At 68.5% G+C, this 26453-nt stretch carries 25 protein-coding genes; 8 read left to right on the top strand and 17 right to left on the bottom strand.

Annotation, left to right across the window (positions count from 1 at the left end):
- Nucleotide 1: 1 nt before the first annotated feature.
- Nucleotides 2-1720, bottom strand: a complete 1719-nt coding sequence (locus N5K27_RS01215) for a sulfatase-like hydrolase/transferase (protein WP_087839258.1) — start codon at nucleotides 1718-1720, stop codon at nucleotides 2-4.
- Between the two features lie 172 nt (nucleotides 1721-1892).
- Nucleotides 1893-2612, bottom strand: coding sequence for a TerC family protein (locus tag N5K27_RS01210; RefSeq protein WP_279813963.1), 720 nt, complete (start codon nucleotides 2610-2612; stop codon nucleotides 1893-1895).
- A gap of 389 nt (nucleotides 2613-3001) precedes the next feature.
- On the opposite strand from N5K27_RS01210, the gene N5K27_RS01205 reads away from it, so the two are divergent.
- Nucleotides 3002-3979: a threo-3-hydroxy-L-aspartate ammonia-lyase gene (locus tag N5K27_RS01205; RefSeq protein ID WP_087839256.1), complete on the top strand. Its 978-nt coding sequence runs from the start codon at nucleotides 3002-3004 to the stop codon at nucleotides 3977-3979.
- On the opposite strand, the gene N5K27_RS01200 is transcribed toward N5K27_RS01205, so the two are convergent.
- Together N5K27_RS01200 and N5K27_RS01195 are read right to left on the bottom strand one after the other, a co-directional pair.
- Entirely contained in the window at nucleotides 3967-4320 is a 354-nt protein-coding gene (locus N5K27_RS01200; protein WP_132979944.1) for a hypothetical protein, read from the bottom strand. The two genes, N5K27_RS01205 and N5K27_RS01200, sit on opposite strands and share 13 nt — an antisense overlap.
- A 161-nt stretch (nucleotides 4321-4481) precedes the next feature.
- Nucleotides 4482-5408, bottom strand: a complete 927-nt coding sequence (locus tag N5K27_RS01195) for an AraC family transcriptional regulator (RefSeq protein WP_087839254.1) — start codon at nucleotides 5406-5408, stop codon at nucleotides 4482-4484.
- A 151-nt stretch (nucleotides 5409-5559) separates the two neighbouring features.
- Between N5K27_RS01195 and N5K27_RS01190 the strand changes: the two genes are divergently transcribed.
- Genes N5K27_RS01190 through N5K27_RS01165 form a run of 6 tightly spaced genes read left to right on the top strand, consistent with a single transcriptional unit; the run spans nucleotide 5560 to nucleotide 11594 of the window.
- On the top strand, nucleotides 5560-6792 hold the full coding sequence (locus tag N5K27_RS01190) for an amino acid ABC transporter substrate-binding protein (protein ID WP_279813953.1): 1233 nt from the start codon (nucleotides 5560-5562) through the stop codon (nucleotides 6790-6792).
- A 55-nt stretch (nucleotides 6793-6847) separates the two neighbouring features.
- Nucleotides 6848-7720 carry a branched-chain amino acid ABC transporter permease gene (locus tag N5K27_RS01185; RefSeq protein WP_279813950.1) on the top strand — a complete coding sequence of 291 codons (873 nt, stop codon included), beginning with the start codon at nucleotides 6848-6850 and terminating at the stop codon, nucleotides 7718-7720.
- On the top strand, nucleotides 7717-8664 hold the full coding sequence (locus N5K27_RS01180; RefSeq protein ID WP_087839251.1) for a branched-chain amino acid ABC transporter permease: 948 nt from the start codon (nucleotides 7717-7719) through the stop codon (nucleotides 8662-8664). Before N5K27_RS01185 ends, N5K27_RS01180 begins: the two co-directional genes overlap by 4 nt.
- Nucleotides 8661-9386, top strand: a complete 726-nt coding sequence (locus N5K27_RS01175) for an ABC transporter ATP-binding protein (RefSeq protein WP_087839250.1) — start codon at nucleotides 8661-8663, stop codon at nucleotides 9384-9386. The genes N5K27_RS01180 and N5K27_RS01175 overlap by 4 nt, the downstream gene beginning before the upstream one ends.
- Nucleotides 9379-10095, top strand: coding sequence for an ABC transporter ATP-binding protein (locus N5K27_RS01170; protein ID WP_087839249.1), 717 nt, complete (start codon nucleotides 9379-9381; stop codon nucleotides 10093-10095). The genes N5K27_RS01175 and N5K27_RS01170 overlap by 8 nt, the downstream gene beginning before the upstream one ends.
- A gap of 47 nt (nucleotides 10096-10142) precedes the next feature.
- Entirely contained in the window at nucleotides 10143-11594 is a 1452-nt protein-coding gene (locus tag N5K27_RS01165) for an aldehyde dehydrogenase (RefSeq protein WP_279813941.1), read from the top strand.
- Between the two features lie 61 nt (nucleotides 11595-11655).
- On the opposite strand, the gene N5K27_RS01160 is transcribed toward N5K27_RS01165, so the two are convergent.
- The 7 genes from N5K27_RS01160 to N5K27_RS01130 form a co-directional block, all read right to left on the bottom strand.
- Nucleotides 11656-12165, bottom strand: a complete 510-nt coding sequence (locus tag N5K27_RS01160; RefSeq protein WP_279813938.1) for a hypothetical protein — start codon at nucleotides 12163-12165, stop codon at nucleotides 11656-11658.
- A gap of 132 nt (nucleotides 12166-12297) precedes the next feature.
- Nucleotides 12298-13587, bottom strand: a complete 1290-nt coding sequence (locus tag N5K27_RS01155; RefSeq protein WP_087839247.1) for an MFS transporter — start codon at nucleotides 13585-13587, stop codon at nucleotides 12298-12300.
- Nucleotides 13588-13671: 84 nt separating this feature from the next.
- Nucleotides 13672-14385 (bottom strand): ABC transporter ATP-binding protein, encoded by a 714-nt coding sequence (locus N5K27_RS01150; protein ID WP_087839245.1) that lies wholly within the window; start codon nucleotides 14383-14385, stop codon nucleotides 13672-13674.
- A complete protein-coding gene (locus N5K27_RS01145) occupies nucleotides 14382-15161 on the bottom strand; it encodes an ABC transporter ATP-binding protein (RefSeq protein WP_279813931.1) in 780 nt (259 codons plus the stop codon). Before N5K27_RS01145 ends, N5K27_RS01150 begins: the two co-directional genes overlap by 4 nt.
- Before the next feature lies 1 nt (nucleotide 15162).
- A complete protein-coding gene (locus N5K27_RS01140) occupies nucleotides 15163-16020 on the bottom strand; it encodes a branched-chain amino acid ABC transporter permease (protein ID WP_279813929.1) in 858 nt (285 codons plus the stop codon).
- Nucleotides 16021-16035: 15 nt separating this feature from the next.
- Nucleotides 16036-16917: a branched-chain amino acid ABC transporter permease gene (locus N5K27_RS01135; RefSeq protein ID WP_132979938.1), complete on the bottom strand. Its 882-nt coding sequence runs from the start codon at nucleotides 16915-16917 to the stop codon at nucleotides 16036-16038.
- A 239-nt stretch (nucleotides 16918-17156) separates the two neighbouring features.
- On the bottom strand, nucleotides 17157-18308 hold the full coding sequence (locus N5K27_RS01130) for an ABC transporter substrate-binding protein (protein WP_279813920.1): 1152 nt from the start codon (nucleotides 18306-18308) through the stop codon (nucleotides 17157-17159).
- Nucleotides 18309-18504: 196 nt separating this feature from the next.
- On the opposite strand from N5K27_RS01130, the gene epsC reads away from it, so the two are divergent.
- On the top strand, nucleotides 18505-19425 hold the full coding sequence (gene epsC / locus N5K27_RS01125; protein ID WP_087839240.1) for a serine O-acetyltransferase EpsC: 921 nt from the start codon (nucleotides 18505-18507) through the stop codon (nucleotides 19423-19425).
- A 26-nt stretch (nucleotides 19426-19451) separates the two neighbouring features.
- Here epsC and N5K27_RS01120 read toward each other — a convergent pair whose 3' ends face one another.
- The 6 genes from N5K27_RS01120 to N5K27_RS01095 all read right to left on the bottom strand — a co-directional run bounded on the left by N5K27_RS01120 (nucleotide 19452) and on the right by N5K27_RS01095 (nucleotide 26428).
- Nucleotides 19452-19967 (bottom strand): GDYXXLXY domain-containing protein, encoded by a 516-nt coding sequence (locus N5K27_RS01120; RefSeq protein ID WP_279813916.1) that lies wholly within the window; start codon nucleotides 19965-19967, stop codon nucleotides 19452-19454.
- On the bottom strand, nucleotides 19960-20997 hold the full coding sequence (locus N5K27_RS01115; protein WP_279813913.1) for a DUF4401 domain-containing protein: 1038 nt from the start codon (nucleotides 20995-20997) through the stop codon (nucleotides 19960-19962). The genes N5K27_RS01120 and N5K27_RS01115 overlap by 8 nt, the downstream gene beginning before the upstream one ends.
- Entirely contained in the window at nucleotides 20994-21995 is a 1002-nt protein-coding gene (locus N5K27_RS01110) for a DUF2157 domain-containing protein (RefSeq protein WP_279813911.1), read from the bottom strand. The genes N5K27_RS01115 and N5K27_RS01110 overlap by 4 nt, the downstream gene beginning before the upstream one ends.
- Nucleotides 21992-23479: an HDOD domain-containing protein gene (locus tag N5K27_RS01105; protein WP_087839236.1), complete on the bottom strand. Its 1488-nt coding sequence runs from the start codon at nucleotides 23477-23479 to the stop codon at nucleotides 21992-21994. The genes N5K27_RS01110 and N5K27_RS01105 overlap by 4 nt, the downstream gene beginning before the upstream one ends.
- 21 nt (nucleotides 23480-23500) lie before the next feature.
- Nucleotides 23501-25159 carry an EAL domain-containing protein gene (locus N5K27_RS01100; protein ID WP_165963187.1) on the bottom strand — a complete coding sequence of 553 codons (1659 nt, stop codon included), beginning with the start codon at nucleotides 25157-25159 and terminating at the stop codon, nucleotides 23501-23503.
- A 186-nt stretch (nucleotides 25160-25345) separates the two neighbouring features.
- Entirely contained in the window at nucleotides 25346-26428 is a 1083-nt protein-coding gene (locus N5K27_RS01095) for an HPP family protein (RefSeq protein ID WP_279814232.1), read from the bottom strand.
- Nucleotides 26429-26453 lie beyond the last annotated feature (25 nt).

Here is a 26453-nt window from a genome sequence, read left to right as displayed (position 1 = left end):
CTCAGCGTGCGACGAGCGAGCGGACCGGATTGTAAGGGCGGACCGGCAGGCTGTGGCCCACGGGCAGGACATCGGAGAACTCCAGCGAAGCGCCCTCGTGCACTTCGCGGAAGGTGTTGGCTCCGTACAGGTTCTTGCCCTGCACGTAGTGCACGCCTTCGATGGCCGACGGCGAGCGGACATCGTGCCCCAGCCGGTTCGCCAGCCAGCGCGACATCTCGAAATGGCTGATCCAGCCCGCCCGGCGCATGGGTTCGGACACGGATTCGGGCGCATCGCGACTCCAGGACAGTACCGGGACGTCGGCCACCTCGGGTTCCAGCACGTTGTGCCCCCACATGCCCCGCGCCCCCAGCAACTGCCCGTGGTCGCCGGTGATCGCCAGGTGGCGCGGGCCCGGCAGGCGGTCGAACTCGTCCAGCATGCGATCCAGCAGCGCGTCCAGGTACAGCACGGAATTGTCGTAGGCGTTGCGCTGGCGCTCCGCGCGCGGCTGGTCGTGGCTGTCCGGCCAGCGCGCGTAGCGGTCCCGCGCGTGCGCATAGTTGGCTTCGTAGGGCGCGTGAGTCGACCGCAGCAGGACCACGACGAAGGTCTTCTCGGCCCAGGCCTGTTCCCGCAGCAGCGACAGGATCGCCTCGTCGCCCTGCCTGCCGAACCGGGCCGGCTCGTCCTCGCGGGTGATCGACACGTCGACGTAGCGGCTGCCGACGTCGTTGAGCAGCTTGGACTCCTGGGACGAGATCCAGTAGGTCTTGAAGCCCGCCTCCTTGGCGAACTTGAACAGGTTCGTGGACAGCCCCCGGATCTGCGCCAGCTGGCCGGGCTCGCGCACGGCGTTCAGGATCAGCGGCATGCTGGCCGCGGTGGAAACGGCCGCCGCCACCCCATGGCGCGCAACCAATCCCTGCTCCATGCGCCGCGCCAGGTTGGGGGTCGTGTCCCGTTCGTAGCCCATGATGCCCAGGTGCTGGCTGCGCAGCGAATCGGCCACGAACAGCCAGACGTGCCGCGCATCCGAGGCAAAGGGCACGACCTCGGGCTGGGCGATGGCCGCCACCGGCGCAGGCGCGGCGTGGAGCGATCCGCGCAGCACGTTGTGCACCAGGAAGAAGCTGAAGGTATTGAGGGAGTTGTGCAGGCCGCTGCGGGTGGGGCCGGGCAGGAAGGAATTCAGGTCGCGGTAGGTGGCGCGATAAGGCTTGGATAGCAGGCCCGCGGCCACCAGCATGACCCCCAGCGCGCGCTGCCAGCGCCGCACGTCCGACCGCATGTAAGTCATGAACAGCCACCACGCGGCCAGGTACGGAATCAGCACCGCGAACAGCACGTGGACGTGGTCGCCGAAATCGGCCAGCGCCACTTCCCGCACGTCGCCGAATTCCGAGAACAGGCTGGCCAGCACCACGGGATCGAGCGGCCGGCCGGCGTAGGAGATGTGGCTGAGCTGGACCAGTTCCATGCCGCCCAGCAGCACCAGGATGCACGTCACGAACACCCGGCTGCCCGACAGCCACAGGCCCAGGTTGAAGGCCAGCAGCGCCGCGAAGTAGTTCAGTTCGAAATCGGCCTGGTTGGCGACCGTGAACCACTGCTGGATCCAGTCGTCCAGCATCAGCAGCGATGTGGTCAGCAGGGCCAGCGCGCCCCGCTGGGCGAGGTGCCGCCAGTTCCACGTCCCGGGCCGGGGCATCAGGGTCAGGGAATAATTCGTCGTCATTCGCACTCGATCAAGCGGCCCGCGGCCTTCCTACGTAAAGAACGGCGTCCGGCCGAAACCGGGCGCCGTTCTGCTGCGGGCGGAGTATCCACCCCGGGAAAGCCGCAAGCTTAACCCAGTTCGCCCCTGCCGCGAGAGGGGGTATTTCCCTCGCACGGCCTGGGCGGCGGCGTCACGCCGCGTTGGATTCGGGTTGCCCCTTGCCGCGATTGTTGACGACCATCCGGGCGCCGCCAAGGATGGCAACCAGCGCCAGCGGATACAGCACCCACTGCACCCAGGCGTGGGCCTGGAACCAGGGCTTGACCAGCGGTTCGCCCATCACCATCTTGGCCGCGGTCACGACCAGCACGCCGGCGCCGATGTAGATGATGGCCGGATAACGTTCCATCAGGCGCAGGATCAGGCGGCTGCCCCAGACCATGATGGGCACGCTGATCAACAGGCCCAGCACCACCAGCAGGAAACTGCCGTGCGCCGCGCCGGCCACCGCCAGCACGTTGTCCACGCCCATGACCGCGTCGGCGATCACGATGGTCTTGATGGCGGCGACGAAGCTGGTATTGGCCGCGCCGCTTCCGTGCTCGTCCTCTTCGGCGGTCAGGAGCCGATACGCGATCCACAGCAGCGCCAGGCCGCCCACCAGCATGAGGCCGGGGATCTTCAGCAGCCATACCACGGCCAGCGTCATCAACGTACGGACCACGATGGCGCCGACCGTGCCCCAGACGATGGCCTTCTTCTGCAAGGCCGGCGGCAGGTTGCGCGCGGCCAGCGCGATGACGATGGCGTTGTCGCCGGCCAGCACGATGTCGATCACGACGATGGACGCGAGCGCGAACAGGAATTGGGTGGTGAAAGTTTCTGCGGCGAAAGCCGAAAGCCATTCCACGAGTTGTTCTCCAGAGAAGTTGACGGCCTCTGCTGGCGACAGGAATGACTGGGGACGGGAGTACCCATGCAGGACCTGAGGCCAGGCTGCAAAGGTCTTGTTCAATCACCGGGCGGTGATCCGCACGACCGGAGGAAGCGGACTTCCACGTATTGACGATCGTACGAAAGAGCCTGTTGGACTCTCGAACTACTCCCCTTTGGAGGGACATGCCATAGACATGTCAGCCGGCATTTTCGCCTGCCCGCCGGCTTCGCGTCAACATCGGGGGATACCCCAAGAGAACGGCGCCGCCTGGGGATTCCCGGCAGGCCGCGCCTCCGGCGATCCGCTTCGTATATGCTTGGCTCCTCGGCCGCCTCCGGCCGGCACCCAGGTGGAAAAACACCATGTCCGTCGCCTTCCCCGCCATCGAAGCGGCCGCCGCGCTGCTCGCCGGCCACGCCCACCGCACGCCGGTGCTGACTTCGCATACCGTCGACGCCCGCACCGGGGCCACGGTCTTTTTCAAGTGCGAGAATTTCCAGCGCATGGGGGCCTTCAAGTTCCGCGGCGCCTATCACGCGCTGGCCCGGCTTCCGGATGATGCCCGTCGGCGCGGCGTGGTGGCCTATTCGTCCGGCAACCATGCCCAGGCCGTCGCGCTGGCGGGCCAACTGCTGGGCATACCGGCCACCATCGTCATGCCGTCGGATGCCCCGCGGGTCAAGCTGGAAGCCACGCGCGGCTACGGCGCCCGCGTGGTGCTGTATGACCGGGACACGCAACGGCGCGAGGACATCGCGGCCGAACTGGCGGACCGCGAGGGACTGACCACCATCCCTCCCTTCGACCATCCCGACGTCATCGCCGGCCAGGGCACCGCCGCGCTGGAACTGCTGCGCGAGACCGGACCGCTGGACTACCTGCTGGTCCCCTGCGGCGGCGGCGGATTGCTGTCGGGGTCCGCCATCGCGGCCAACGCCTGCGCGCCGGGCATCCGGGTCATAGGGGTGGAGCCGGCCGCGGGCGACGACGTCACCCGCTCGTTCCGCAGCGGCACGCTGCAATCGGTCGACAATCCCGACACCATCGCCGATGGCGCGCGCACGCAATCGGCGGGCCGGTACACCTTCCCGCTCATCCAGTCCCACGTCCACGACATGCTGACGGTGACCGACGACGAACTGCTGCGCGCGATGTTCTTCCTGATGGAGCGGATGAAGTTCGTGCTCGAACCCACCGGCGCCCTGGGCGCGGCCGCGCTGCTGTCCGGCAAGGTCGATGCGCGCGGCAAGCGCGTGGGCGTCATCGTCTCGGGCGGCAACGTCGACCTGTTCGCACTGGCGCCCTACCTGGCCAAGGGCCGCGCCGCCTACGGCGCGTAGTGCTCCACGCCCGCCGCCGGCGCCACCGGTGCGGCCACCTCGGCATGGGCGGGACGAAACGTCACGATGGCCATCAGCAGGATGGCCAGCGCCAGGTCGCGCCGGGGCGTCTCGTAGCGCTGCGAGCGGAAACGCCGGAAGCCCCACATCACCAGCACGATGAAGCCCCCCATCAGCGCTGCCGCCAGGAAGGAACCGGCGTATTGCGCCAGCACCGGCACGCGCTCGCTGAACGGCCCCTCGGGCAGCGGCCCGCGCAGCGCGCTGGACACGAGGAACATCAGCCCCAGCGCCCCGGCCAGCGCTCCCCACGACAAATCCCGTCCGACGAAAACCTTCACGACATTCACACCCAAGGCTAGATGGGAAAAGTATAGCTTTCGATTTTCTCCCGGGACCCGGCGCCGGGCCGCCCCGAGGCGGGTCCCGGCCTTCTCGGGGGCTGCCGCGTAGCGGCTGGGGCTCAACCATGCTGGGCGCGCGAAGCGCGTAGGGGGGACCTCTACGGCCAGGCAGAGTACGTGAGATCCTCGCGGCCCGCTTCTTCGAGTACCCGGCGGCGGTAGCTGCCGGGAGGCATGCCCATGTGGCGCTTGAAGAAACGGTTGAAGTGCGCGGTGTCGCGGAACCCCAGGCCGTAGGCGACCTGGGCCACGGGCAGCGGCGACTGCTGCAGGCGTATCCGGGCCTCCTGCAACAGGCGCTCGTGCACCACGGCCAGCGGGCCGCAGCCGGCGCTGCGCATGGACGCGGCATGCAGCCGGCGTTCGGTCACCCCCAGCGTGCGGGCGTAGCGGGAAATCGGCCAGTGCTCGCGGAAGTGCATCTCGACCACGCGCAGGAAACGCTGGAACACGACGGAACCGGGCCGGTCGCCGGTAGGCGCCTCGGGGTCGATGTCGCTCATGCGCCAGAGATGCGTCAGGACGATGGACAGGTAGGCGACGGCGATCCCCGCGGCGCCCTTGGCCGCCTGGCGCAGCTCATGGCTGACGGCTTCGAACACGGGACAGAGCATGTCCCGCCCGGCCGCCATCTCGTCCGGCCCGATGTGCAGCAGGCGGTCGGCCACGTTGCGCAGGGCCGCGGCATGCTGGCTGGCGGCCGACGCGCGCGACACCAGCTCCTCGGCCGCCGACAGCATGTAGCCGGCACCGCCGGCCTCCAGGCGGATGGATTGCGCCATGCCGGGTGGCAGCCAGGCCAGGCAAGGCGCGCGCAATGCGAGCTGGCCATGGCGCAGCGTGGCCACGCCCTTCCCCGCCGTCAGCAGCAAGGCATGGCTGCGCCCCTGCCTGCGCGCGGCCTCGACCACCCATTCGCGCGCGGCCAGCGCGGGCATCATCACTTCGCTCTCCATCAGGGTGGCCAGCGGCGTCTCGCCGATGTCCGGATGCACGTCGGGCAGGGAATGCGGATAAACGGCCATGCGGATCCTCGGGAAGGCGGGCAAAAAAGTACAAGTATTCGTCCGATTTCATCAATGCCTGCAACTTTACACGGCCGAGCCCTCTAGCCAGAATTTGTACGTCGCTACAACAAAACTCCGCGATTGTTACAAAATTACCGGGAGACACACCATGCTCACCTCGTCCCTGAAATCGCTGCGCCGCCTGGGCACGGCCGTTGCCCTATCGGCGTTCTCGCTCGCCCTTCCGGCCCATGCCCAGGACGCCGTCACCATCGGCTACGCGGTGTCCAAGACCGGCGTCAACGCCGGCGGCGCGGGCATCACGACCATTCCCAACTACAAGCTCTGGGTCCATGAGGTCAACCAGGCGGGCGGCCTGAAGGTCGGTGCCAAGCGCCTGCCCATCAAGGTCGTCGAATACGACGACCGCTCCAGCTCCGAGGACGCCGTGCGCGCCGTCGAGCGCCTCATCACGCAGGACAAGGTCGACTTCCTGCTGCCTCCGTGGTCGACCGCGATGAACCTGGCCGTCGCGCCCACCTTCCACCGCTACGGCTATCCGCTGCTGGCGGGCTCGGCGGTGACCGAACGCGCGCCCGAGTTCGCCAAGCGCTGGCCCAACAGCTACTGGCTGCTGGGCACCGGTTCGCAATACGCCGAGGCCCTGGTCGACCAGTTGACCAGCCTGCGCAAGGCCGGCAAGATCGGCGACTCCATCGCCATGGTCTCCATCGCCGACGGTTTCGGCATCGAGCTGGCCACCGCGGCGCGCGCCGCGTTCCAGAAGGCCGGCTTCAAGCTGGCCTACGCCAAGACCTACCCGGTCGGCACGCAGGACCTGGCCCCCATCGTGACCGAAGCCAGGAACCTGAACCCCGACGTCTTCATCGCGTTCAGCTATCCGCCCGACACCATGGCCATCACCGACCAGGCGCGGGTGCTGGGCTTCAATCCCAAGGTGTTCTACACCGGGGTGGGCACCGCCTTCCCGCTGTACAAGAACCGCTTCGGCGCGAACGTCGAGGGCGTGGCCAGCCTGGGCGGCATCGACGCCAACAGCCCCGCCGTCAAGGCCTACATCCAGCGCCACAAGGAAGTGACCGGGGCCGAACCGGACCGCTGGGCCAGCCTGGTCACCTATGCCGGACTGCAGGTGCTGCAACAGGCCATCGAGAAGGCCGGGACCCTGGACCGCAAGGCCGTGTCGGCCAAGATCGCCAGCGAGGAGTTCGACACCATCCTGGGCCGCATCAACCTGAAGAACCACATGGTGCCCAACATGCTGACGCTGGGCCAATGGCAGAACGGCGAGTTCGTCGGCATCGAGCCGGCCAGCCACGCCGGCGCCGCCAAGCTGGTCTTCCCCAAGTCCGCCTGGCAGGCCGGCGCCGCCGCGCGCTGACCCTCAACCCGCGCCGTCCGGCACGCCGCCGGATGGCGCGCGACAGGAATCCCGTATGTTCATCGATGCACTCTTCTCCGGCATCACGCTGGGAGGCATGTACGCGCTCGTCGCCATGGGGCTGACCCTGCAGTATGGCGTCTCGCGCATCATGAATCTGGCCTATGGCGAGTTTCTCGTCGCCGCGGCTTTCTGCGCCTACCTCCTGATGACCGGTCTCCAGATCGCGCCCCTGTGGGGCCTGCTGCTGATCGTCCCCGTCGCCTTCGCCCTGAACTGGCTGGTCTACAGCTTCCTGCTGACGCCGCTGGTCAGGCGCACCCGCACGCGCGCCGCGCTGGAGGTGGACAGCATCCTGGCCACGTTCGGCCTGCTGTTCATCGTGCAGGGCGTGATGCAGGTCACCTTCGGCGGCAACTACTACAGCTATTCCTACCTGAACGAACCCGTGCGCATCCTGGATTCGGTACTGGCCCTGAACCGGTTGCTGGCCCTGGGCTTCGCCGCGGTGTTCGGCATCGGCTTCTACCTGGCGCTGACCCGCACCCGCCTGGGCACCGCCATCCGGGCGGTGGCGGTGGACCCGGTGGCCGCGCGCCTGGTCGCCATCGACGTGCGCTGGGCCTCGGCCCTGGCCTTCGCCGCCGGCGGCGCGCTGGCTGCCAGCGGCGGCGTGCTGGTCAGCATGTTCCTGACCTTCAACGCCAACATGGGCGTGATCTTCACCATGAAGGCGCTGATCGTGATCATCATGGGCGGCGTGGGCAACGTCCTGGGCGCGCTGGTCGCGGGCCTGCTGCTGGGCCTGGCGGAATCCTTCATCGCCACCTACGTGGATCCCGGACTGACGATCGCCGTGACCTACGGCGTGTTCCTGCTGGTGTTGCTGGTGCGTCCCACCGGCCTGTTCGGGAGGGCCGCGCGATGAACGCCCCGCTGCGCATTCCCCTGATCGCCGGTGTCGCCGTGCTGGCCGTGCTGGCCGGCGTGCCCCTGGTGGCCGACGGCTATGGCCTGTCGCTGGCCATCAACATCCTCAACTACGCGGTGCTGGCCACCGCCTGGGCGATGTTCTCGGGCCCCACCCGCTACGTGTCGCTGGCCACGGTCGCCTTCTTCGGCATCGGCGCCTATACCGTGGCGGTCCTGGGCGATGCCCTGCCCTGGCCGGCGGTACTGGCGGCCGCCGCCGTGGTCGGCCTGGTGGTCGCTGTCGTCGTCGGGCTGTCCACCCTCAGGCTGGCCGGTGTCTACTTCGTCATCTTCACCTTCGGGCTGACCGAGCTCATCCGCCAGCTGGTCACCTGGTACGAGGTGAACGTGTCCAACTCCATCGGCCGCTATGTATTCCTGGACATCAGCCAGGAACAAATCTACTGGCAGTTGCTGGCGCTGGGCGCGGTGCTGTTCGTGGCCACCCTGCTGCTGGGCCGCTCCCGCCTGGGCTTCGCGCTGCGCATCATCGGCGCGGACGAAACGGTGGCCCGGCACTGCGGGATCGACACCACCCGCGCGAAGGTGCTGCTGTTCGCGCTCAGCGCGGTGTTCATGACACTGTCGGGCGCGATCATGGCGCCGCGCTGGACCTACATCGACCCGGCCATCGCGTTCAATCCCGTCATGTCGTTCCAGGTGCTGATCATGGCGCTGCTGGGCGGTGTGCAACGGCTGTACGGCCCGCTGCTGGGCGTCATCCCCCTCGCGCTGCTGTTCGAATACCTGGGCGCGAACTTCCCCAACCACTACAGCATCCTGCTCGGCGCCGTCTTCATGATCATCGTCTACCTGCTGCCCAACGGCGTCGTCGGCCTCGCCCGGCGGCTGCGCAAGGCCGACCGCGCGGCGGCGCCCGCCGCCAGGGAGGCATCATGAACAGCCTGCGCATTTCCCAACTGCGGAAAACCTTCGGCGGCCTGACCGCGGTCAACGACCTGAGCTTCTCGGTCGAGGCCGGCGAGATCGTCGGCCTGCTGGGGCCGAACGGTTCGGGCAAGACCACGGTCATGAACCTGATCTCGGGCGCCCTGGCGCCGGATGCGGGCGACATCGAACTGGCGGGCCTGCCCATCGCCGGCAAGGCCCCGCACAAGGTGGCGCACGCGGGCGTGGCCCGGACCTTCCAACTGGTGCGAGTGCTGGCCGACATGGACGCGACCGAGAACGTCGTGGCGGGCCTGGCCTTCTCGCGCGAACCGATGTGGGGCGCGCAGGCCACGGCCAGAGCCGCCGAACTGCTGGCGCGCGTCGGCCTGGCGCGCCATGCCCGGACGCTGGCCGGCGAACTGACCTACATCGACCAGAAGCGGCTGGAGCTGGCGCGCGCCCTGGCCCTGTCGCCCCGCCTGCTGTTGCTGGACGAATGGCTGGCCGGCCTGAATCCGTCCGAACTGCTCGAAGGCATCGCGCTGGTGCGCTCGCTCAAGGACGAGGGCATGAGCATCATCCTGGTCGAGCACGTCATGGATGCCGTGCACTCGCTGTGCGATCGCTGCGTCGTGATGAACGCGGGCGCCAAGATCGCCGAGGGTACGCCCGCCGCCGTCCTGTCGGATCCGGAAGTGATCCGCGCCTACCTGGGAGACGCCAGTGCTTGAAGTCGCCAACCTGTCCGTCGCCTACGGCAAGCATACGGCGCTGCGCAAGGTCGCGCTGTCGGTCGGGCCGGGCGAGATCGTCGTCATGCTGGGTGCCAACGGCGCCGGCAAGAGCACGCTGCTCAAGGCCGTGGCCGGCCTCGTCCCGCACGACGGCCAGGCCGTGGTGCGCCTGTCGGGGCAGGACATCGCCGCGACGCCCGCCCATCGTATCGTCGAGCTGGGCATCGCCCTGGTCCCCGAGGGCCGGGGCATCTTCGGCGAGCTCACGGTGCGCGAGAACCTGCGGCTGGGCGCCTATGCGCACCGCGCCCGGGAAACCGAGGCCGCGACCCTGGAACGCGTGCTGGCCCTGTTCCCCCGGCTGGGCGAGCGCCTGGGCCAGACCGCCCGCACCATGAGCGGCGGCGAGCAACAGATGGTCGCCATCGGCCGGGCGCTGATGTCGCGGCCGGAGATCCTGCTGCTGGACGAGCCGTCGCTGGGCCTGTCTCCCTTGATGAGCGCCGAGCTGTTCAAGTCCCTGGCCGCCATCCGGCAGGACGGTGTCGGCATCCTGCTGGTCGAGCAGAATGCCCGCCTGAGCCTGGCGATCGCCCAGCGCGGCTACCTGATCGAGAACGGCGCCATCGCCGGCGAAGGCGAAGCAGGCGCGCTGATGAACGACCCGGCCGTGCAACAGGCCTATCTCGGCATGGCGAAAGCCTGACGCGAATCAAGGCGGCCGCGGGGCCGCCATTACTGGAGTCAACCACCATGTTCGACATCAAGCTCCTGATCGACGATGAAGACCGCGACGCTACCGGCGGCGCCACGTTCGTGCGGCGCGACCCGGTCACCGGCGCCGACAGCACGCGTGCCGCGGCCGCCACGGTGGCCGATGCCCGCGCCGCCGCCGATGCCGCCGCGGCAGCCTTTCCGGCCTGGGCCGCGCTGGGTCCTGGCGAACGGCGGCAGTTGCTGAACCGGGCGGCCGACCTGCTCGATCAGCGCACGCCGGAGTTCATCGCCCGCATGATCGCCGAAACCGGCGCCACGCGCGGCTGGGCCGGATTCAATGTGCACCTGGCCGCGGGCATCCTGCGCGAGGCCGCCGCCATGACGACGCAGATCGCTGGCGAGGTCATCCCCTCCGACGTGCCTGGCAGCCTGGCCATGGCCGTCCGGCAGCCGGTGGGCGTGGTCCTGGGCATCGCGCCCTGGAACGCGCCCATCATCCTGGGCACGCGCTCGATCGCCATGCCCCTGGCCTGCGGCAATACCGTCGTGTTCAAGGTGTCGGAGCTGTGCCCCGCCACGCACCACCTGATCGCCCAGACCCTGCGTGACGCCGGCCTGCCCGCCGGCACCGTCAATGTCGTCTCCAACGCGCCCGACGACGCGCCCGCCGTGGTCGAGGCCTTGATCGCCCATCCCGCGATCCGGCGGGTCAACTTCACCGGCTCGACCCGCGTCGGCCGCATCATCGCCCAGAGCGCCGCCCGCCACCTGAAGCCCGTCCTGCTGGAACTGGGCGGCAAGGCGCCCTTGCTGGTGCTCGACGACGCCGATCTCGACGCCGCAGTCGACGCGGCGGCTTTCGGCGCCTTCATGAACCAGGGCCAGATCTGCATGTCCACCGAACGCCTGGTCGTCGACGACGCCATCGCCGATGCCTTTGCCGCCAGGTTCGCCGCCAAGGCGGCTTCGCTGCCCGCCGGCGATCCCCGCCGCGACGACGTCGTGCTGGGTGCGGTCGTGACGCCGGAAGCCATCCAGCGCATCCGGCGCCTGATCGACGATGCCGTGTCCAAGGGGGCCAAGCTCATTGCCGGCGGCGGCATCGAAGGCAACATCATGGCGGCCACCGTACTCGACAAGGTGACCCCGGCGATGGAAATCTACGGCGAGGAATCCTTCGGCCCGGTGGTGTGCATCGTTCGGGTCAGCGGCACCGAAGAAGCCATACGCGTGGCCAACGACAGCGAGTACGGGCTGTCGTCGGCCGTGTTCGGCCGCGACATCGCACGGGCGATGGAAGTGGCCAAGCACATAGAAAGCGGCATCTGCCATATCAACGGCCCCACCGTGCACGACGAGGCGCAGATGCCGTTCGGCGGCGTCAAGGCCAGCGGCTACGGCCGCTTCGGCGGCAAGGCCGGGATCAACGAGTTCACCGAATTGCGGTGGATCACCGTCCAGACCACGCCGCGGCACTATCCGTTCTGACGCAGTCGCCAGGCAAAAAAAATGCCGCCCCGAAGGGCGGCATTTTTCATCCTGCAGCCGATCAGGCGGCGGCGGGAGCCGAAGCAGCCTGCTGTTCGGCGGCGGCCGGAGCGGCAACCGGGGCAGCAGCCTTCTTCGCCACGCGCTTGGCGGCGGGCTTCTTCGCGGCAGGCTTGGCAGCCGGCTTGGCGGCCGGCTTCACCGCGGGCTTGGCGGCCTTGGCGGCGGGCTTGGCAGCAGCCTTCTTGGCCGGAGCGGCGGCCTTCGTGGCGGCCTTGGCTTTCTTGGCAGCAGGCTTCTTGTCGCCTGCGGCCACGACAGCCTTGGCTTCCTTCACGGCGGCCTTGACGGCCTTCTCGTAAAGGCTCACGCGCTGAGCGGCGTCCTTGCGGGCCTTCTCGGAACGCTCGAGCGCCTTCTTGGCGGCATCGCCCAGACGCACGGCGGCGGCTTCGAGCTTCGCCAGCACGCCGGCCGACTTGGCCGGAGCGGCTTTCTTGGCGACCTTCGCGGCCGGCTTCTTGGCTGCCGGCTTGGCGGCGGCCTTAACGGGTTGCGATTTCTTAACCATATCAATCTCTAAAAGTCGAGGCCCGAAGTGTTAATGGTGCTCAAAACAATGTCAACCCTTTTGGATGCCAACGACGAAAATTTTTGCTTCGGCACCACGCGCGATGTCACGTCATCGCATCGTGCATGATCGTCATGACGACGTCCGGCCGAACGTTGCGCGAGCGATGATCCATACCGCCACGCCGCACAGCGCGGCGAGCGTTCCGACTGCGACGATGGGCGCGACCGGCAGCATGCCGACCGCCGTGCTGCCCAGCGCGCCGCCCAGCATCTGCGATGCGCCCAGCACCGCGGCACCCACGCCCGCCATCGCTCCCGCGTCCTGCAATCCCAGCGCGAAGAGGGTCGGCATGATGAAGCCGCCGAAGAAAAGACTGGCCGCCATCGCCACGACGAAGACCGCGATCTCCCACCATTGCCCGTGCGCGCCACGCAGCGCGAGCCCGACCGCCAGGGCGGCCAGGCCGGCGCAGGCCGCGCCGCGCACGCCCGCGTACAACACACGCTGGGGCGGCACGCCTCGCTGCGAGAGGCGCGCGGTCGTCAGCGATCCCGCCAGCACCGCGGCCGAGGCCAGCGCGAACGCGATCGCATAGACCGAACTGGACACGCCCATGCCGTCGATCAGCACGAAAGGCGACCCGCTGATGAAGACGAACATGCCGCAGAACACGACACCCAGCGCGCACGACAGGGCGCGCGCATGAGGCAGCGCTAGAAAGCTCCGATAGCCCGCGGGGCGCCCGCCGCCTTCTGGCTGCGGCTGGCCCGGGCCCGCCTGCCGGTCTTCGGAAGCGGGTGCCGCCGGCTGCACGCCCCGGAGCGCGCGCAGCCGTCCCGCCCGCAGGCGGATCCCGACGATGGCGGCCAGCAGCAGCCCCGCCCCGGCCAGCACCGCGAACAGGCCGCGCCAGCCCACCGCGTGGATGACGAACGCTCCGATCAGCGGCGCCACGATGGGCGCCAGGCTCAGCACCGCGACGATGAAGGACTGGATGGTGGCCCGCTGCTGCGGTTGGGGAAAGACGTCGCGGACCAGCGCGATGCCGGCCACCGATGCGGCCGACGCGCCGAAGCCCTGGACCGCCCGCCAGCCGATCAGCGCGGCGCCGTCCGCCGCCAGCGTGCAGGCGATGGCCGCCACCACGTACACGGCCAGGCCGAGCAGGATGACGCGCAGGCGCCCGTGGCGATCGGACAAGGGTCCCCAGGCCAGTTGGCCGAATCCGAAAGTCAGCATGAAGGCGCCCAGCGTGGCCTGCATCTGCGAGTCGGTGGCGCCGAGTTCGGCGCCGATGGCGGGCAGCCCGGGCAGGCTGATGTCGATGGACAGGGGCGGCAGGCCGGCCAGCATGCCCAGCACGACGATGAAACCGACCGGCAACGCGATCCGGGTCGGCGGGGAATGCCTTGCTTGCACGAAGCGATCTCCTGGCTGGTACGCGCCCCGGTTTCACCGGGACGCCAAAGAGCGGAGGATATCGTGCTTTTGCCGGCGCGGCCCTCAGCCGCCCAGGTAGGCTTCCACCAGCCTGCGATCGCCCAGCAGTTCCTTGCCGGAGCCCGACAAGGCGATGCCGCCCGTCTCGAGCACGTAGCCGCGATGGGCGATCTTGAGCGCCTGCCGCACGTTCTGCTCGACCAGGAAGATCGTCAATCCCTGCCGGTTGATCTCGCGCAGGATGCGGAAGATCTCCTGCACGATGATAGGCGCCAGCCCCATGGAGGGCTCGTCCAGCAGCAGCAACCGCGGCTTGGCCATCAGCGCCCGTCCGATCGCCAGCATCTGCTGCTCGCCGCCTGACAGGTTGCCCGCCATGCCGTTCAGGCGCTCTTTGAGCCGGGGGAAAAGTTCGAACACGCGATCCAGGTCGGCGCCGATCCCGCCCTTGTCGCGCCGGGTATAGGCGCCCAGTTCGAGGTTCTCGCGCACCGTCATCGTGGTCAGGATGGCACGACCCTCGGCCACCTGCACGATGCCCTTGGAGACGATACGGTGCGGCGCCAGGCGCGAGATGTCCTCGCCCTGGAACGTGACGGTGCCCGCTTCCTTGGGGATCAGGCCCGACAAGGCCAGCAGCGTGGTGGATTTGCCGGCGCCGTTGGCGCCGACCAGCGTCGTGATCTCGCCTTCGCGCAGCTCGAGGTCTATGCCCTTGACCGCGGCGATGTGGCCATAGGAAACCTTCAGGCCGTCGACTTTCAGCAGCGGATTCATGCTTGCACCTCGTCCGCCACGTCGTCCTCGCGTCCCAGGTAGGCTTCGATCACCATCGGATTGTTGCGGATTTCCTCGGGCAGGCCCTCGGCGATGATCCGACCGAAATTCAGCACCGCGATACGGTCGCACAGGCCCATCACGAAGCGCATGTCGTGCTCGATCATGAAGATGGTGTAGCCCCGCGCCTTGATGTTCTGGATCTCGGCCATCAGGTCCACTTTCTCGCCGGTGTTCATGCCCGCCACGGGTTCGTCCAGCAGCAGCAGCTTGGGCTCGGTCGCCAGCGCCCGAGCCAGCTCCAGCTTGCGCTGGTCGCCGTAGGAGAGGTTGTCCGCGGTCTGGTGCGCCTTGTGCTCCAGCTTGACCCAGGACAGCAGCTCGAGCGCCCGTTCGCGCGCGCGGCGTTCCTGGGCGCGGAACCCGGGCAACGCCAGCAGCAGGCCTGCCGGACCGTAGTCCAGGTGGCGGTGCATGCCGACCACCACGTTCTCGAGCAGCGACATTTCCTTGAAGATGCGGATGTTCTGGAACGTGCGGGCGATGCCGCGCCGGGTGATCTGGTGCGGCTTGGCGCCGACGAGGCTCTGGCCGTCGAAGGTGAGCGAGCCGCCGGTCGGTTCGAGCAGGCCCGTGATCAGGTTGAACACCGTCGTCTTGCCCGCGCCGTTGGGGCCGATCAGGCCAAAGATCGTTCCCTGCGGAACCTCGATGTTGACGTCCTGCAGCACGTGCAGGCCGCCGAAGCTCTTGGAGATGGATTGCAGTTTCAGCATGTCATTGGCTCCGCCGGCGGAACCAGCTGCGCAGCAGCGCCGGGTCCCAGATGCCCTTGGGCAGGAACAGCACGATCAGGACCAGGATCACGCCGTTGATGACGAGCCGGAAATCGTTGAACGCGCGCAGCGTCTCGGGCAGCAGCGTCAGGATCACGGCGCCGGCCACGGGCCCGGCCAGGCTGCCGATGCCGCCCAGTATGGTCATGGTCAGGATCTCGACGCCCCGGTCGAACCCGTATTCGTTGGGTCCGATGAAGAAGGTCAGGTGGGCGTTCAGCGCGCCCGCGAGGCCCGCCAGCAACGCCCCCAGGACGAAGGCCAGCATCTTGGTGTTGTTGACGTCGATGCCCATCAGTCCGGCGGCGGTCTCGTCTTCCTTGATGGCCTCGAACGCGCGGCCGACCTTCGAGCGCAGCAGCCGGAACAGCACCGCCAGCGACAACCCCACGGCCAGCGCGATGTGCCACCACTGCGTCAGCTGGGGGATGCCGTTCAGGCCCAGGGCACCGCCCGTCCACGACTCCGTGTTCAGGATCACGACCCGGACCACCTCGCCGAAGCCCAGCGTGGCCATGGCCAGGTAGACCCCGGACAGGCGCAGCGTGGGCTTGCCGATGACGAAGGCCACCAGCATGGGCGCGGCCATGCCGCCCAGCAGCGCCACCGGAAAGGACATCTCGAAATTCATCGTCAGGATGGACGCGGTGTAGGCGCCTATCCCCATGAAGGCGGCATTGGCCATGGCCAGCATGCCGCAGGAAAGCGTCAGGTAGATCGACAGGGCCAGCAGGGCGTTGGTGCCCAGGGTCAGCACCAGGTTGCTGTAGATCGACCAGAAGTTATCGAACCATTCCATTTCTTGTCTGCGTCCTTATGCCTTGCGTTCCAGCACCTTGCCGAACAAGCCCTGCGGCCGGACGAGCAGGATCAGGAACAGGAGGCCGAAGGCTACGGCGTCGCGCATGGTCGACCCGATGTAGGCCACCGACAGCACCTCCGCGAAGCCCAGGAACAGCCCGCCTATCATGGCGCCGCGTATGTCGCCCATGCCGCCCAGGATGATGACGGCGATGCCCTTGTGCAGCATGGGCTGGCCCATCAGCGGGAACACCGCGTTGGAATAAAGGCCGATCAGCACGCCGGCCACGCCGCCCAGGGCGGCAGCGGCGAAGGAGGTCAGCATGAACAGCCCCTCGACGTTGATGCCCAGCAGCGAGGCGGCCTTGGGCGATTCGGCGATGGCGCGCAGCCCCCTGCCCAGCTGGGTACGCTTCATGACGACCATCAGCGCTGCCATCAGCGCGAACGACAGGAAGATGATGATGAGCTCGATCACCGTCATGTGCAGCCCGGCGATCTCGATGGCGTCGTCGGGCACCAGGCCGGACGGGAAGCGCATGTTCGCGGCGCCATAGATGCCCTGCATGCCGCTGTTGAGCGCGATGGCCACGCCTATGGTGGCGATCATGGGTATGAGGTGCGGCGCGTTGCGCTTGCGCAGGCGCTTCAGGACGAGCACGTCGATCAGGATGCCGACGATGCCGCTGCCCACCGCCGCGGCGGCCAGGCCGGCCCACAGGGGCAGGTCGAACTGGGTGATCAGTTGCAGCGCCACGTAGGCGCCGACCATGAACACCGCGCCGTGCGAGAGATTGATGACGCCCAGCACGCCGAATACCAGCGTGAAGCCGAGCGCGAACAGAGCGTAAACGCACCCCAGCGATAGTGCGTTGACGAGTTGCTGTTGGAACATGCCCCCCCCTACGCGCTTCGCGCGCCCCCCAGGGGGCGGCGCTGGAGGACCGGCGGAGCCGGATCCTCGGCGCCCTGGATCGGGCGGCCTACTTTTTGCCAGGGCCGGATACAGGAGCGAAGCAGCAAGATTACCAATGGAAAATGGGCACGAGCCCTACTTTGCTATTACAAAGGGCGCGGGAGTCCCGCGCCCTTTCGGATCGCCGGCGCGAGGCCGGCGGATTCCGCGGGTGCCGCTTATTTCTCGATGACGTAGCGGCCACCGCGGGTGACCATCACGATGGGGGTCTGGACCGCATCGTAGCCGCCGGGCTTGCCGGCGGCGCCCTTGGCCTGGCGGAACTGGAAGGCTCCGGTCGCGCCGGTGATCTTCACCGCGGGCAGCGCCGCCTGGAGGGCGTCGCGGTCGGCCTGCAGGTTGCCCGAGAGCTTCACCTTCTTCAGGGCTTCGGCGACGATGTGCATCGCGTCGTAGGCCTGGGCGGCGAACTGGTCCGGCGCCACATTGTACTTCGCCTTGTAGGCGGCGATGAACTTGGTGTTCTCGGGGGTCGCGTTCTCGATCGACCAGGGGCTGCCGACCCACAGGCCGTCGGCCCGTTCCTTGGCCAGGTCGAACACCTTGACCGAGTTCATGCCGTTGCCGCCGATGAAGGGCACGTTCAGGCCCAGCTGGCGGGCCTGGACCATGATGGGGCCGCCCTCGGCGATCAGCGCCGACAGCACCACGGCGTCGGGATTGGTGGCCTTGATCTTGGTCAGCTGGGCCTTGAAGTCGACGTCGCCCTTGGCGAAGGTCTCGGTCGTGGTGACCGGGATCTTCAGGTCTTCCAGGGCCTTCTTGAAGTTGTCGTAGCCGCTCTTGGTGAACACGTCGTCGTTGCCGTAGAACACCGCGACCTTCTTGATGCCGTTGTGCTTGGCGGCGACGCGGATGGTCTCGGGCAGCACGTCGGCCTCGGTGACCGAGTTGCGGAAGACGTAGTTGCCGATGGAAGTGATGCCGTCGGCGGTGTTCGAGGTGCCGAACACCGGGGTCTTGGCGGCCTGCGCGATCGGGTCGGCGGCCTGGGCCGAGTTGGACAGCGTCGGGCCGAAGATCAGCACGACCTTGTCCTGGAATACCAGTTTCTTGAAGACGTTGATGGCTTCTTCCTTCTTGCCCTGTTCGTCTTCGATGACCAGCTTGATGGTGTTGCCGTTGACGCCGCCCGCGGCGTTGAGTTCGTCGGCGGCGAGTTGGAAGCCATTGCGGATGGCGGCGCCGTACTGGCCGGCACCGCCGGACAGGGCGGCCGCCAGGCCGATCTTGACGTCGGCGGCCTGGGCGAACGCAGCGGCGCCGAGGGCGGCCGCTGCCACCAGCGATTGACTGAAAATGCGGTTCATGTGAGTGTCCCTATAGGTGTCGCGTTTGCGCCTGGGCGTCCACGGCGCGGGACGGCGCGGGCCCCGGGCGCGGGCGACTTGGGGCGATATTCTACCGTTTCGGGCCATACCAGACGAGTCGAAAGGGTTTCCCCTAGCGGGGAAAGCCGCTTCGACTATGCTTGTGGGCATTGCCCACGCAACTCATTTTTCCGTCATGAACCTACCGCACACGCCCTCCCCGGACATCGCTCCCGAGTGGCACCTGGCCGACATCGTCGAGCAGTTGCGCACCTCGCGCGAGATCGAGCACAAGATCCGCTACCTGGACCGGGTGCGCGAGCTGCCCTCGCGCGAAGCCCTGGTCACCGTGCTGGACGGCCTGTCGGCCGCGCTCTTCCCCACCCATTACGGCCGCTGCAAGCTGACCGACGACAGCATCGATTATTTCGTCGGCAACACGCTGAACGCCACGCTCAACCTGCTTTGCGAACAGGTCCGCCGCGCGCTGTATTTCTCGGAAGCGCCGGACACCCACGACAAGCAGAACCTGCAGGGCAAGGCGATCGAGATCACCCGCCGCTTCGCCTCGCAACTGCCGGCCATCCGCGCGGTCCTGGTCAGCGACCTGCACGCGGCCTACCAGGGCGATCCGGCCGCCACCAGCATTTCCGAGATCCTGCTGTCCTACCCCGGCATCAAGGCCATCATCCACTACCGGCTGGCCCACGCGATCCACAAGCTGGGCGCCCCGTTCCTGGCACGGCTGATCTCGGACATCGCCCACTCGGCCACCGGCATCGACATCCACCCGGCCGCCCAGATCGGCGCCAGTTTCTTCATCGACCACGGCACCGGCGTGGTGATCGGCGAAACCACGATCATCGGCGAGCGGGTCCGCCTCTACCAGGCCGTCACGCTGGGCGCCAAGCGCTTCCCCGCCGATCCCGACGGCAAGCTCACCAAGGGCATCGCCCGCCACCCCATCGTCGAGGACGACGTGGTCATCTACGCCGGCGCGACCATCCTGGGCCGCATCACCATCGGCCGGGGCTCGACGGTCGGCGGCAACGTCTGGCTGACCCAGAGCGTGCCGGCCAACACCAACGTCAACCAGGCAAAGAACCAGGAAGACTGATCCCGCGGGGCCCCTGCGCCGGGCCCTTACGGCCGCTCGCCGTGAGGGCCGAGCCACCCCAGGTCGGCATCCTGCAGGCCGACCAGCAGCGCCCGTCCGTCCCCTCCCACGCGCAGCGCGCCATAGCGGGCGCGCTCGAAGTCCCCGGCCCGCCCCTCCTGGAAGAAATAGGCGTCGGTGGCGATCCGGATCCGCCCGTCGCGCACCGTGTAGGCCAGCCGGTTCTCGCGCTCGGCCAGCGGCGTGCCGTCGTCCAGGCGAACCAGGGCTGCGCGGCTGGAGCCGGCCTCGCGCCGGACGACGATGGCTCCCGCGGCGGGCAGGTCCTCGCCCAGGCGCTGGCGCAGCTCGCGCGCCAGCGCCCAGTCCAGCGCCATGTAATCGCCCTGCATCAGCGACCGGGGATCGACCGGCGCCAGCTCCAGCGACACCAGCGTCCCGCTGGCCAGCAGCGACTCGTTGCGCCAGATCGAAGCGTTGACCAGGCCCAGCACCAGGACCAGTCCGGCGGCGATCAGCCAGCGGGCCATGCGCTCAGTCATGGCCGCCCTCCGGCGCACCCAGCCTGGCGATGCCGCGCCAGGCCAGCAGCAGCACGCCCCCCAGCGCCAGCAGCACCGCCGCCTTGCGCGGCAGACTCCAGGCCTGTGCGTAGTAGAACCAACCCACGCTCCACAGCGCCACCAGCAGCCCGCCCACCCAGAGCGGGGTCCGGGCACGGGCGTAGCCCAGCACCGCCGTCATCAGGCCGAAGGCCACTCCCGGAGCCCAGGCCCCGGCCAGGACCAGGGCGCAGGCCGTGGCGGCGGCCCAGCCGCGGAGGGCCGGTCGGGCGCGGACCGATAGGCGCCAGGCGACCCGGGCCAGCGGCAACGCCGCCAGCACATGCGCGGCCCAGGCCAGCGCACGCCAGGCGGGCGGCACGGACAGGTCCATGCCGTGCAACAGCGCGCCGGCCAGGCCCAGCACCCACAACGCCAGGGTCACGCCCCAGGACAACGGCGCCTGCCCCTGCCCCAGGCGATGCGCCCATCGTGTCTCGCCCAGCCAGGCCGCCGCGCAGGCCCAGGCCGCGATGACCGGCACGGGACTCGGCCAGTCCAGTTCGCGGAAACATCCCTCGCCCGCCAACAGCAAGGCCATGACGCCGAAACAGCGGGCGATCGCGTTCGGCATGACGATCGCCAGGACCAGTCCCAGCCCCGCCGCCGCCAGGAAAGTCCCCCAGACCGGCAGCCAGGCCGCCCCGGCGACGGCGACGGCGCCATAACCCGCCAGGCAGAGGCTGAGCGCGAACTGCGCCCGCAACTCGGGCGGCTGGCCCTGCAGCAGCATGCGCGCGACGATCAGCAGCAGCACGCCCACCACCACCAGGCTATGCGAATCGAAAGGATCCGGCAGGACCAGCCCGGCGAAAACCAGCAGCAGGAGGCCGCCCAGCCAGCCGCACACGCCCAGCATCAGGCGCACGTGCCAGGGCGTTGCCACTTCCGCCTGTGCCATGGGCGGGACATCGCCCTCGGCCAGCCCCTGGCGGCGCAGCTGGTCCCAGACCTGCGGCAGGCCGTTCATGCCTCCTCCGCCCAGCGGGCCTGCAGGCGCCGCAACCAGACGGCCGCGCCCGCCGAGGCCGCGATCAGGAAACCGCCGACGACGAGCAGGGCCAGCGCGCCCGGATCGCCTTGCGCCAGCAGGCGCGCGAGCCCGGCCGTCGCGACCGCGATCGCCGCCAGGCAGCACAGGGTCAGCATGGGCAGGTCACGGCGCCATTGGTAGAACAGGAAACCGCCGGCCAGGGCCAGGGCCATCACGGCCCGGTTGGCCCAGGCCAGGATGCCGCCGGCACGCGCGTCATCCAGGATGGCGCCGACCAGCGCGCTCACGACGATGGCCAGCACCAGCACGCCGGCCAGCCGGGGCAGGAAACGCATCCGGCCGCCGTCGGCGAGCCGCCCGCCCAGCGCTTCGGCCGCCGCGGCGGCGGCCAGGTCCAGCCAGAACAGCCAGGGATGCGGCCATCCCCCGTCCAGCGCGGCCAGCAGGATGGGCGAGAACCGCCCCACGTAGAGCTGGGCGGCCAGGTTGGCCAGCACCAGCAGCAGCGCCCATGCCGCGGCCGACCGCGACACGGCCACCCAGGGCAGGATGAGGAGGCCCCATGCCAGGAACAACTGGTAGCTGTCGGCTCCCGTCTGGTAGTGCTGGCCGAGATAGGCCAGCAGCGCGCCGCACAGGATCATCGCGAACAGCAGCGCCACCCGGCCCGCCGGGCGCGCCGTGCCCAGGCGCCAGGCCACCGCGGCGGATGCCGCCAGCAGGGCCTGCAACAGCGCGAACTTGGCGATGGGCGGCCATTCCTGCCAGTTGAAAGCCACCAGGAAAATGATGCCGGCGGCGCAGGCCAGCGTGCCGCCGTAGGCGCATACCCGTTCAAGGAAACGCCGCCAGGCCGGTCCGTCGGGCAGCACCGCCGCCAACCGCAGCCCTTCTTCGGCGGCCCCGGCCGATAACGCCTTGCGCCGTGCCAGCTCGATCAACTGGCGATGCACGGCGGCGCGGCCGCCGCTCAAGGCGCTTCGCGAGCCGCCGTGCGGGCGTGGCCGAAGAATCGGCCCAGCTCCCGTGCCAGCTCGTTCAGGGCGGCCATTTCCTCGGGAAGAATCTTGCGCGCCAGCTGAGCGCTGTTCCAGTCGCCATAGATCAGCGCCACCGTATCCTTGTCCGCGCGCACGGGCAGCAGCACGAAGGCGTGCGAATCGGGCACGGCATCGCGGAACCAGCGCGGGATGTGGACGCTGAACTTGGGATCGCTGGCGTTCTCGATGAAGATTCCCACTGAATTGGTGATGGCCAGGTGGAAGACGTCCACCGAGAATATCTCATTGAAGCGCAGTTGGGGGAGCAGTTGCTCGATGCCGCGGCCGAATCCCAGCCGCGCCTCGAAGGTATGGCGACGCGGATCGCGCACGAAAACGATGGTGCGCGAGAACTGCATGCCAGCCAGCATGGCTTCGGACGCCATGGCCAGCACGGGTCCCAGATGATGCTCGGACGGCAGCGAACGCAGGTCGCGCATGCCCTCGCGCAGCGTGCGCTCGGCGTTGTGCGATCCACCCTGTGTCGACTCCGCGTGCAGGTCGTCGATTTCCTGGATGAAACGCTGGCTGGCCCGCTCGCGGGTCAGCTCCTCCATGATCTCGTACAGCGGCTCAGGCGCCACCGCCAGCGCGTGCGCATAGCGTTGAACCGTCTCGCGCATCCGCCGCTCGCGCAATTCGACGTCGCCGCCCGCGATGGTCATGCTGCGCGACATCTGTACCGAGAAGCTGGCCACCGCGCGCAGCCACCGGTCGTGGTCCAGCACGACGTCCTGGTCGGCCGGCAGGCCGGCAAGGTCGAAGGGCTCCATGCCGCGCCGGATCACCGCCGGCAACCCCCACCGCTCGGCGGCGTCCTCGCCCAGCTCCTCGAAGCTGATGCCCAGCACCTCGGCCGACACCTCGTCCTCGGTACGGCGATATTCCAGGGCATGCTCCCGAATCTGGGTCCATTCGCTCTCGAGATAGAAGATGCACAGCAGCTTGCCGAGCTGGCGCATCAGCGTGCAGACCACCGCTTCCTCGCTGGTCAGCAGCTCGCGCACCTCGCATACCTTGCGCGCCACGCAGCCCGCCAGCATCGCCCGGTTCAGCTCCAGCTTGGCGTCGAGCCGCTGCAATTGCAGATGGGACTGCTGGAAATGATCCACCAGCTTGAGGCCCAGCACCAGGTGGCCCACGGCCTCGATGCCCAGCACGACCAGCGCGCGGGACACCGTGGTGATATTGCCGCCGAAGGCCATGTACATGGCCGAGTTGGCCAGTCGGATGACGCGCTGCGTCAGCGTGAAGTCCGACAGGACGATCTGGGCCAGCGCCGTGATGTCGTGGTCGTCCCCCTTCATCGCCGAGATCGTGGCACGCAGGGAATCCGACAGCAGCGGGAAGTCGCCGCGCTCGTTGATGCGCGACCACAGCTTGCGGGTCAACGCGTGGCGTTGTTGGGTATCCGGCATGGGGGAATCCGTCTACCGGCGTCAGCTCGCCAGCGGCCGCAGCTCGCCGGTTTCGAATTTGTGCGCCAGTTCGTTGATGGGCAGGGCCTTGCATACCAGCCAGCCCTGGATCAATTCGCAACCGCTGGCCACCAGCAGGTCGCGCTGGGCCTCGGTTTCGACGCCCTCGGCCACCAGGTCCAGGCCCAGCGTGCCGGCCAGCCCGACGATGGCGTCGACGATGGCCTGGTCATTGCGCGAGGAAGGCAGGTTGCTGATGAAACGCCGGTCGATCTTCAGGGCGGCCAGGGGAAAACTCTGCAGGTAGGCCAGGCTGGAATAGCCGGTGCCGAAATCGTCCACGGCGAAGCGCACCCCCAGATCGGTCAATTCCTCGAGCAGGGACTTGGCGTGGGCCGGATCCTCCATCAGCACGCTTTCGGTGATCTCGAGCACGATGCGCCGGGGCGCCAGCCCCGTCAGCTTGAACGCCTCGCGCACCGCGGCCGGGAAGCGCTTGTCGCGGAACTGCTGGGCCGAGACGTTGACGCTGGCATATTGCAGATGGATGCCGCGCGCGTCCCACTGCATGAGCTGCATGCAGGCATTCTTCAGGGCCCATCCGCCCAGGAAATTGATCAGGCCGGCCGATTCGGCCAGCGAGATGAATATCTCCGGCGAAACGGCGCCCAGCACAGGGTGATGCCAGCGCATCAAGGCCTCGATCCCTGTCACCTGCCCGTTGCGCGCCTCGACGATGGGCTGGTAGTGCAGCGAGAACTCGCCGTTGCGGATGCCGCTGTGCAGGTCGGATTCGAGCCTGAGCGTGTCGGGCCGGTTGCCGGCCGCGCGCCGTTCGTAGAAGGCGAAGCTGTAGCCGCGATTGCGGCCGGCCTGCGCCAGCGCCTCGTCCACGTGGTGGAGCAATTGGTCGCAGCCGTTCGCCCGGTCGGGGAACAGCACGGCACCGATGCGTACCGACAGTTGCAGCGTCTGCCCCTCGTGGGAATACGGCAGCTGGATCGCATCGGACACCCGGCGGGCGAATTCCTCGACGTAGCCGCGGTCGGGCACGTCGCGCAACAGGATGAGGAAGGCGTCGCTGTAGCAGCGCGCCACGAACTCCCGGGCATGGCAGGCGCCCTTGAGCCGCAGCGCGGTCTCGTGCAGGATGCGGTCGCCGGCCTCGTAGCCGAAGGCCTGGTTGACGCGATGGAACTCGTCGATGTCTATCTGCAGCAGGGCCACGCGGTAGCCCTTGTCCAGCGCCTCCTGCTTGGCCCGTTCGATCTCGTGGCGCGCCGAGGCCAGGTTGTCCAGCCCCGTCAGCACGTCGTGGTACATGGCGTAGGTCAGGCATTGCTCGTTGTCGGCCCAGGCCGACACGTCATGCCCGACCACCAGCAACTGCCCCGGCTCGGTCGCGTCGGGCGCGACGCGCAACTCCACCAGCCGGGGATAGGTCAGCGTCTTGATCAGGTGCAGCGTGCACTTCTGCACCTCGCCCGTCTGCTGGGCCTGGCGCAGGCAGGCTTCGAGCAGGGACACGTCCTCCTGCGGGACCAGGTCTCGCAGCGTCACGATGCGCAGGTATTCGCGGTGATAGCCGATGAACGCAAGCCCCGGCTCGGAGATGTACAGGAACCGGCCCTGCTGGTCGATGCGCGCGAAGAAGTCGATGGCGCTTTCGAAAGAGGCCACCGGATCGGCGCAAACGCGGTCTAAGGTATCAAGTCGCATGGAGGGACGGGCTCAAGGGAGGCCCGGAACCACGCCTGGACAGCTGGACGATAGCAGGGCCTGTCTCCGGTCAACGTACTTGCAACGGTATTAACGGCGGGCCCGCCGCCAAGTTGAGACGCGCTTCGACGCGGAATAGACCCCGAATCACGCGTCTCTTCCGGCTCCGACCGCCCGCGACAGGGCCTTGACAAGATCGGTCTGCGTGATGATGCCGGCCAGCGTGCGTTCCTCGTCGATGACGGGGATATGGTGATGGCCGCCGTCGGCGAACATCGGAATCAGCTCGATCACGTAGCGGCTCGCGCTGACCACCCGGACATGGCGGGTCATGATCTGCGAAATGACCCGCGGACGCCCGCCGGCCCCGGGCGCGAGACCGATCAGCGCCCGCAGCCGCCCTCCCCACCCCTCGGGCCGGTCCATTTCCAGCTGCCTCATGAAGTCGGCCACCGTCACGATGCCCACCACGCCGCGGGCCTGGTCGATCACCGGCAGCGCCTTGATGCGATGCTGGCACATCAGCGCCCAGGCGTCCTTGAGCGGCATGTCCGGCTTGGCGCTGAGCGGGGTGCGCGTCATGATGTCCCGGCACCGAAGCTCCCCCAGGCTGCGCCGGTAGGCGGCCATTTCCGCATGGTGCAGCAGGTCCTCCAGGTCGTCGGGACTGACGTCCAGCACCTGGTTGTAGTGAGCCAGCGCGGCGTCGAGGTCGGCCGCGGTGAAACGCGACCGGGGGCCGGGCACGGGCTTGGCCTGGGCATGGGGATAGCGGCGTCCCGTCAGGCTGTTGTAGGCCAGGCCGGCCACGATCAGCAGCACGGAGTTGGCCAGCACGGGAAACAGCGCGTAGCGGTAGTCGGCCGCCTGGGCCAGCACCGCGGTCAGGGCCGCCGCTCCCCCCGGAGGATGCAGGCAGCGCAGCGACAGCATCACCACGATGGCGCCTCCCACCGCCAGCGCGGCCGCCAGGACCGGATCGCCCACCAGATTGACGCAGGCGATGCCCACCAGCGCCGACAGCGTGTTCCCGCCTATCACCGACCACGGCTGGGCCAGGGGGCTGGCCGGCAAGGCGAACACCAGTACCGCGCTCGCGCCCAGCGGGGCGACCATCCAGGCGGCGGCCCCCAGGCTGCCGGCCATCGCACGGCTCGCCCAGGCGGCCAGCAGGATCCCGGCCAGGGCTCCCAGGACGATGCGCACGCGCTCCCTGCCGTTGATGCGCATCCGGCCCGGCCGGAACGAACCCAGC

Source organism: Pigmentiphaga sp. GD03639 (genome assembly GCF_029845405.1).
GTDB lineage: Bacteria > Pseudomonadota > Gammaproteobacteria > Burkholderiales > Burkholderiaceae_B > Pigmentiphaga > Pigmentiphaga daeguensis.
This window is presented reverse-complemented; position numbering and strand designations above follow the sequence as displayed.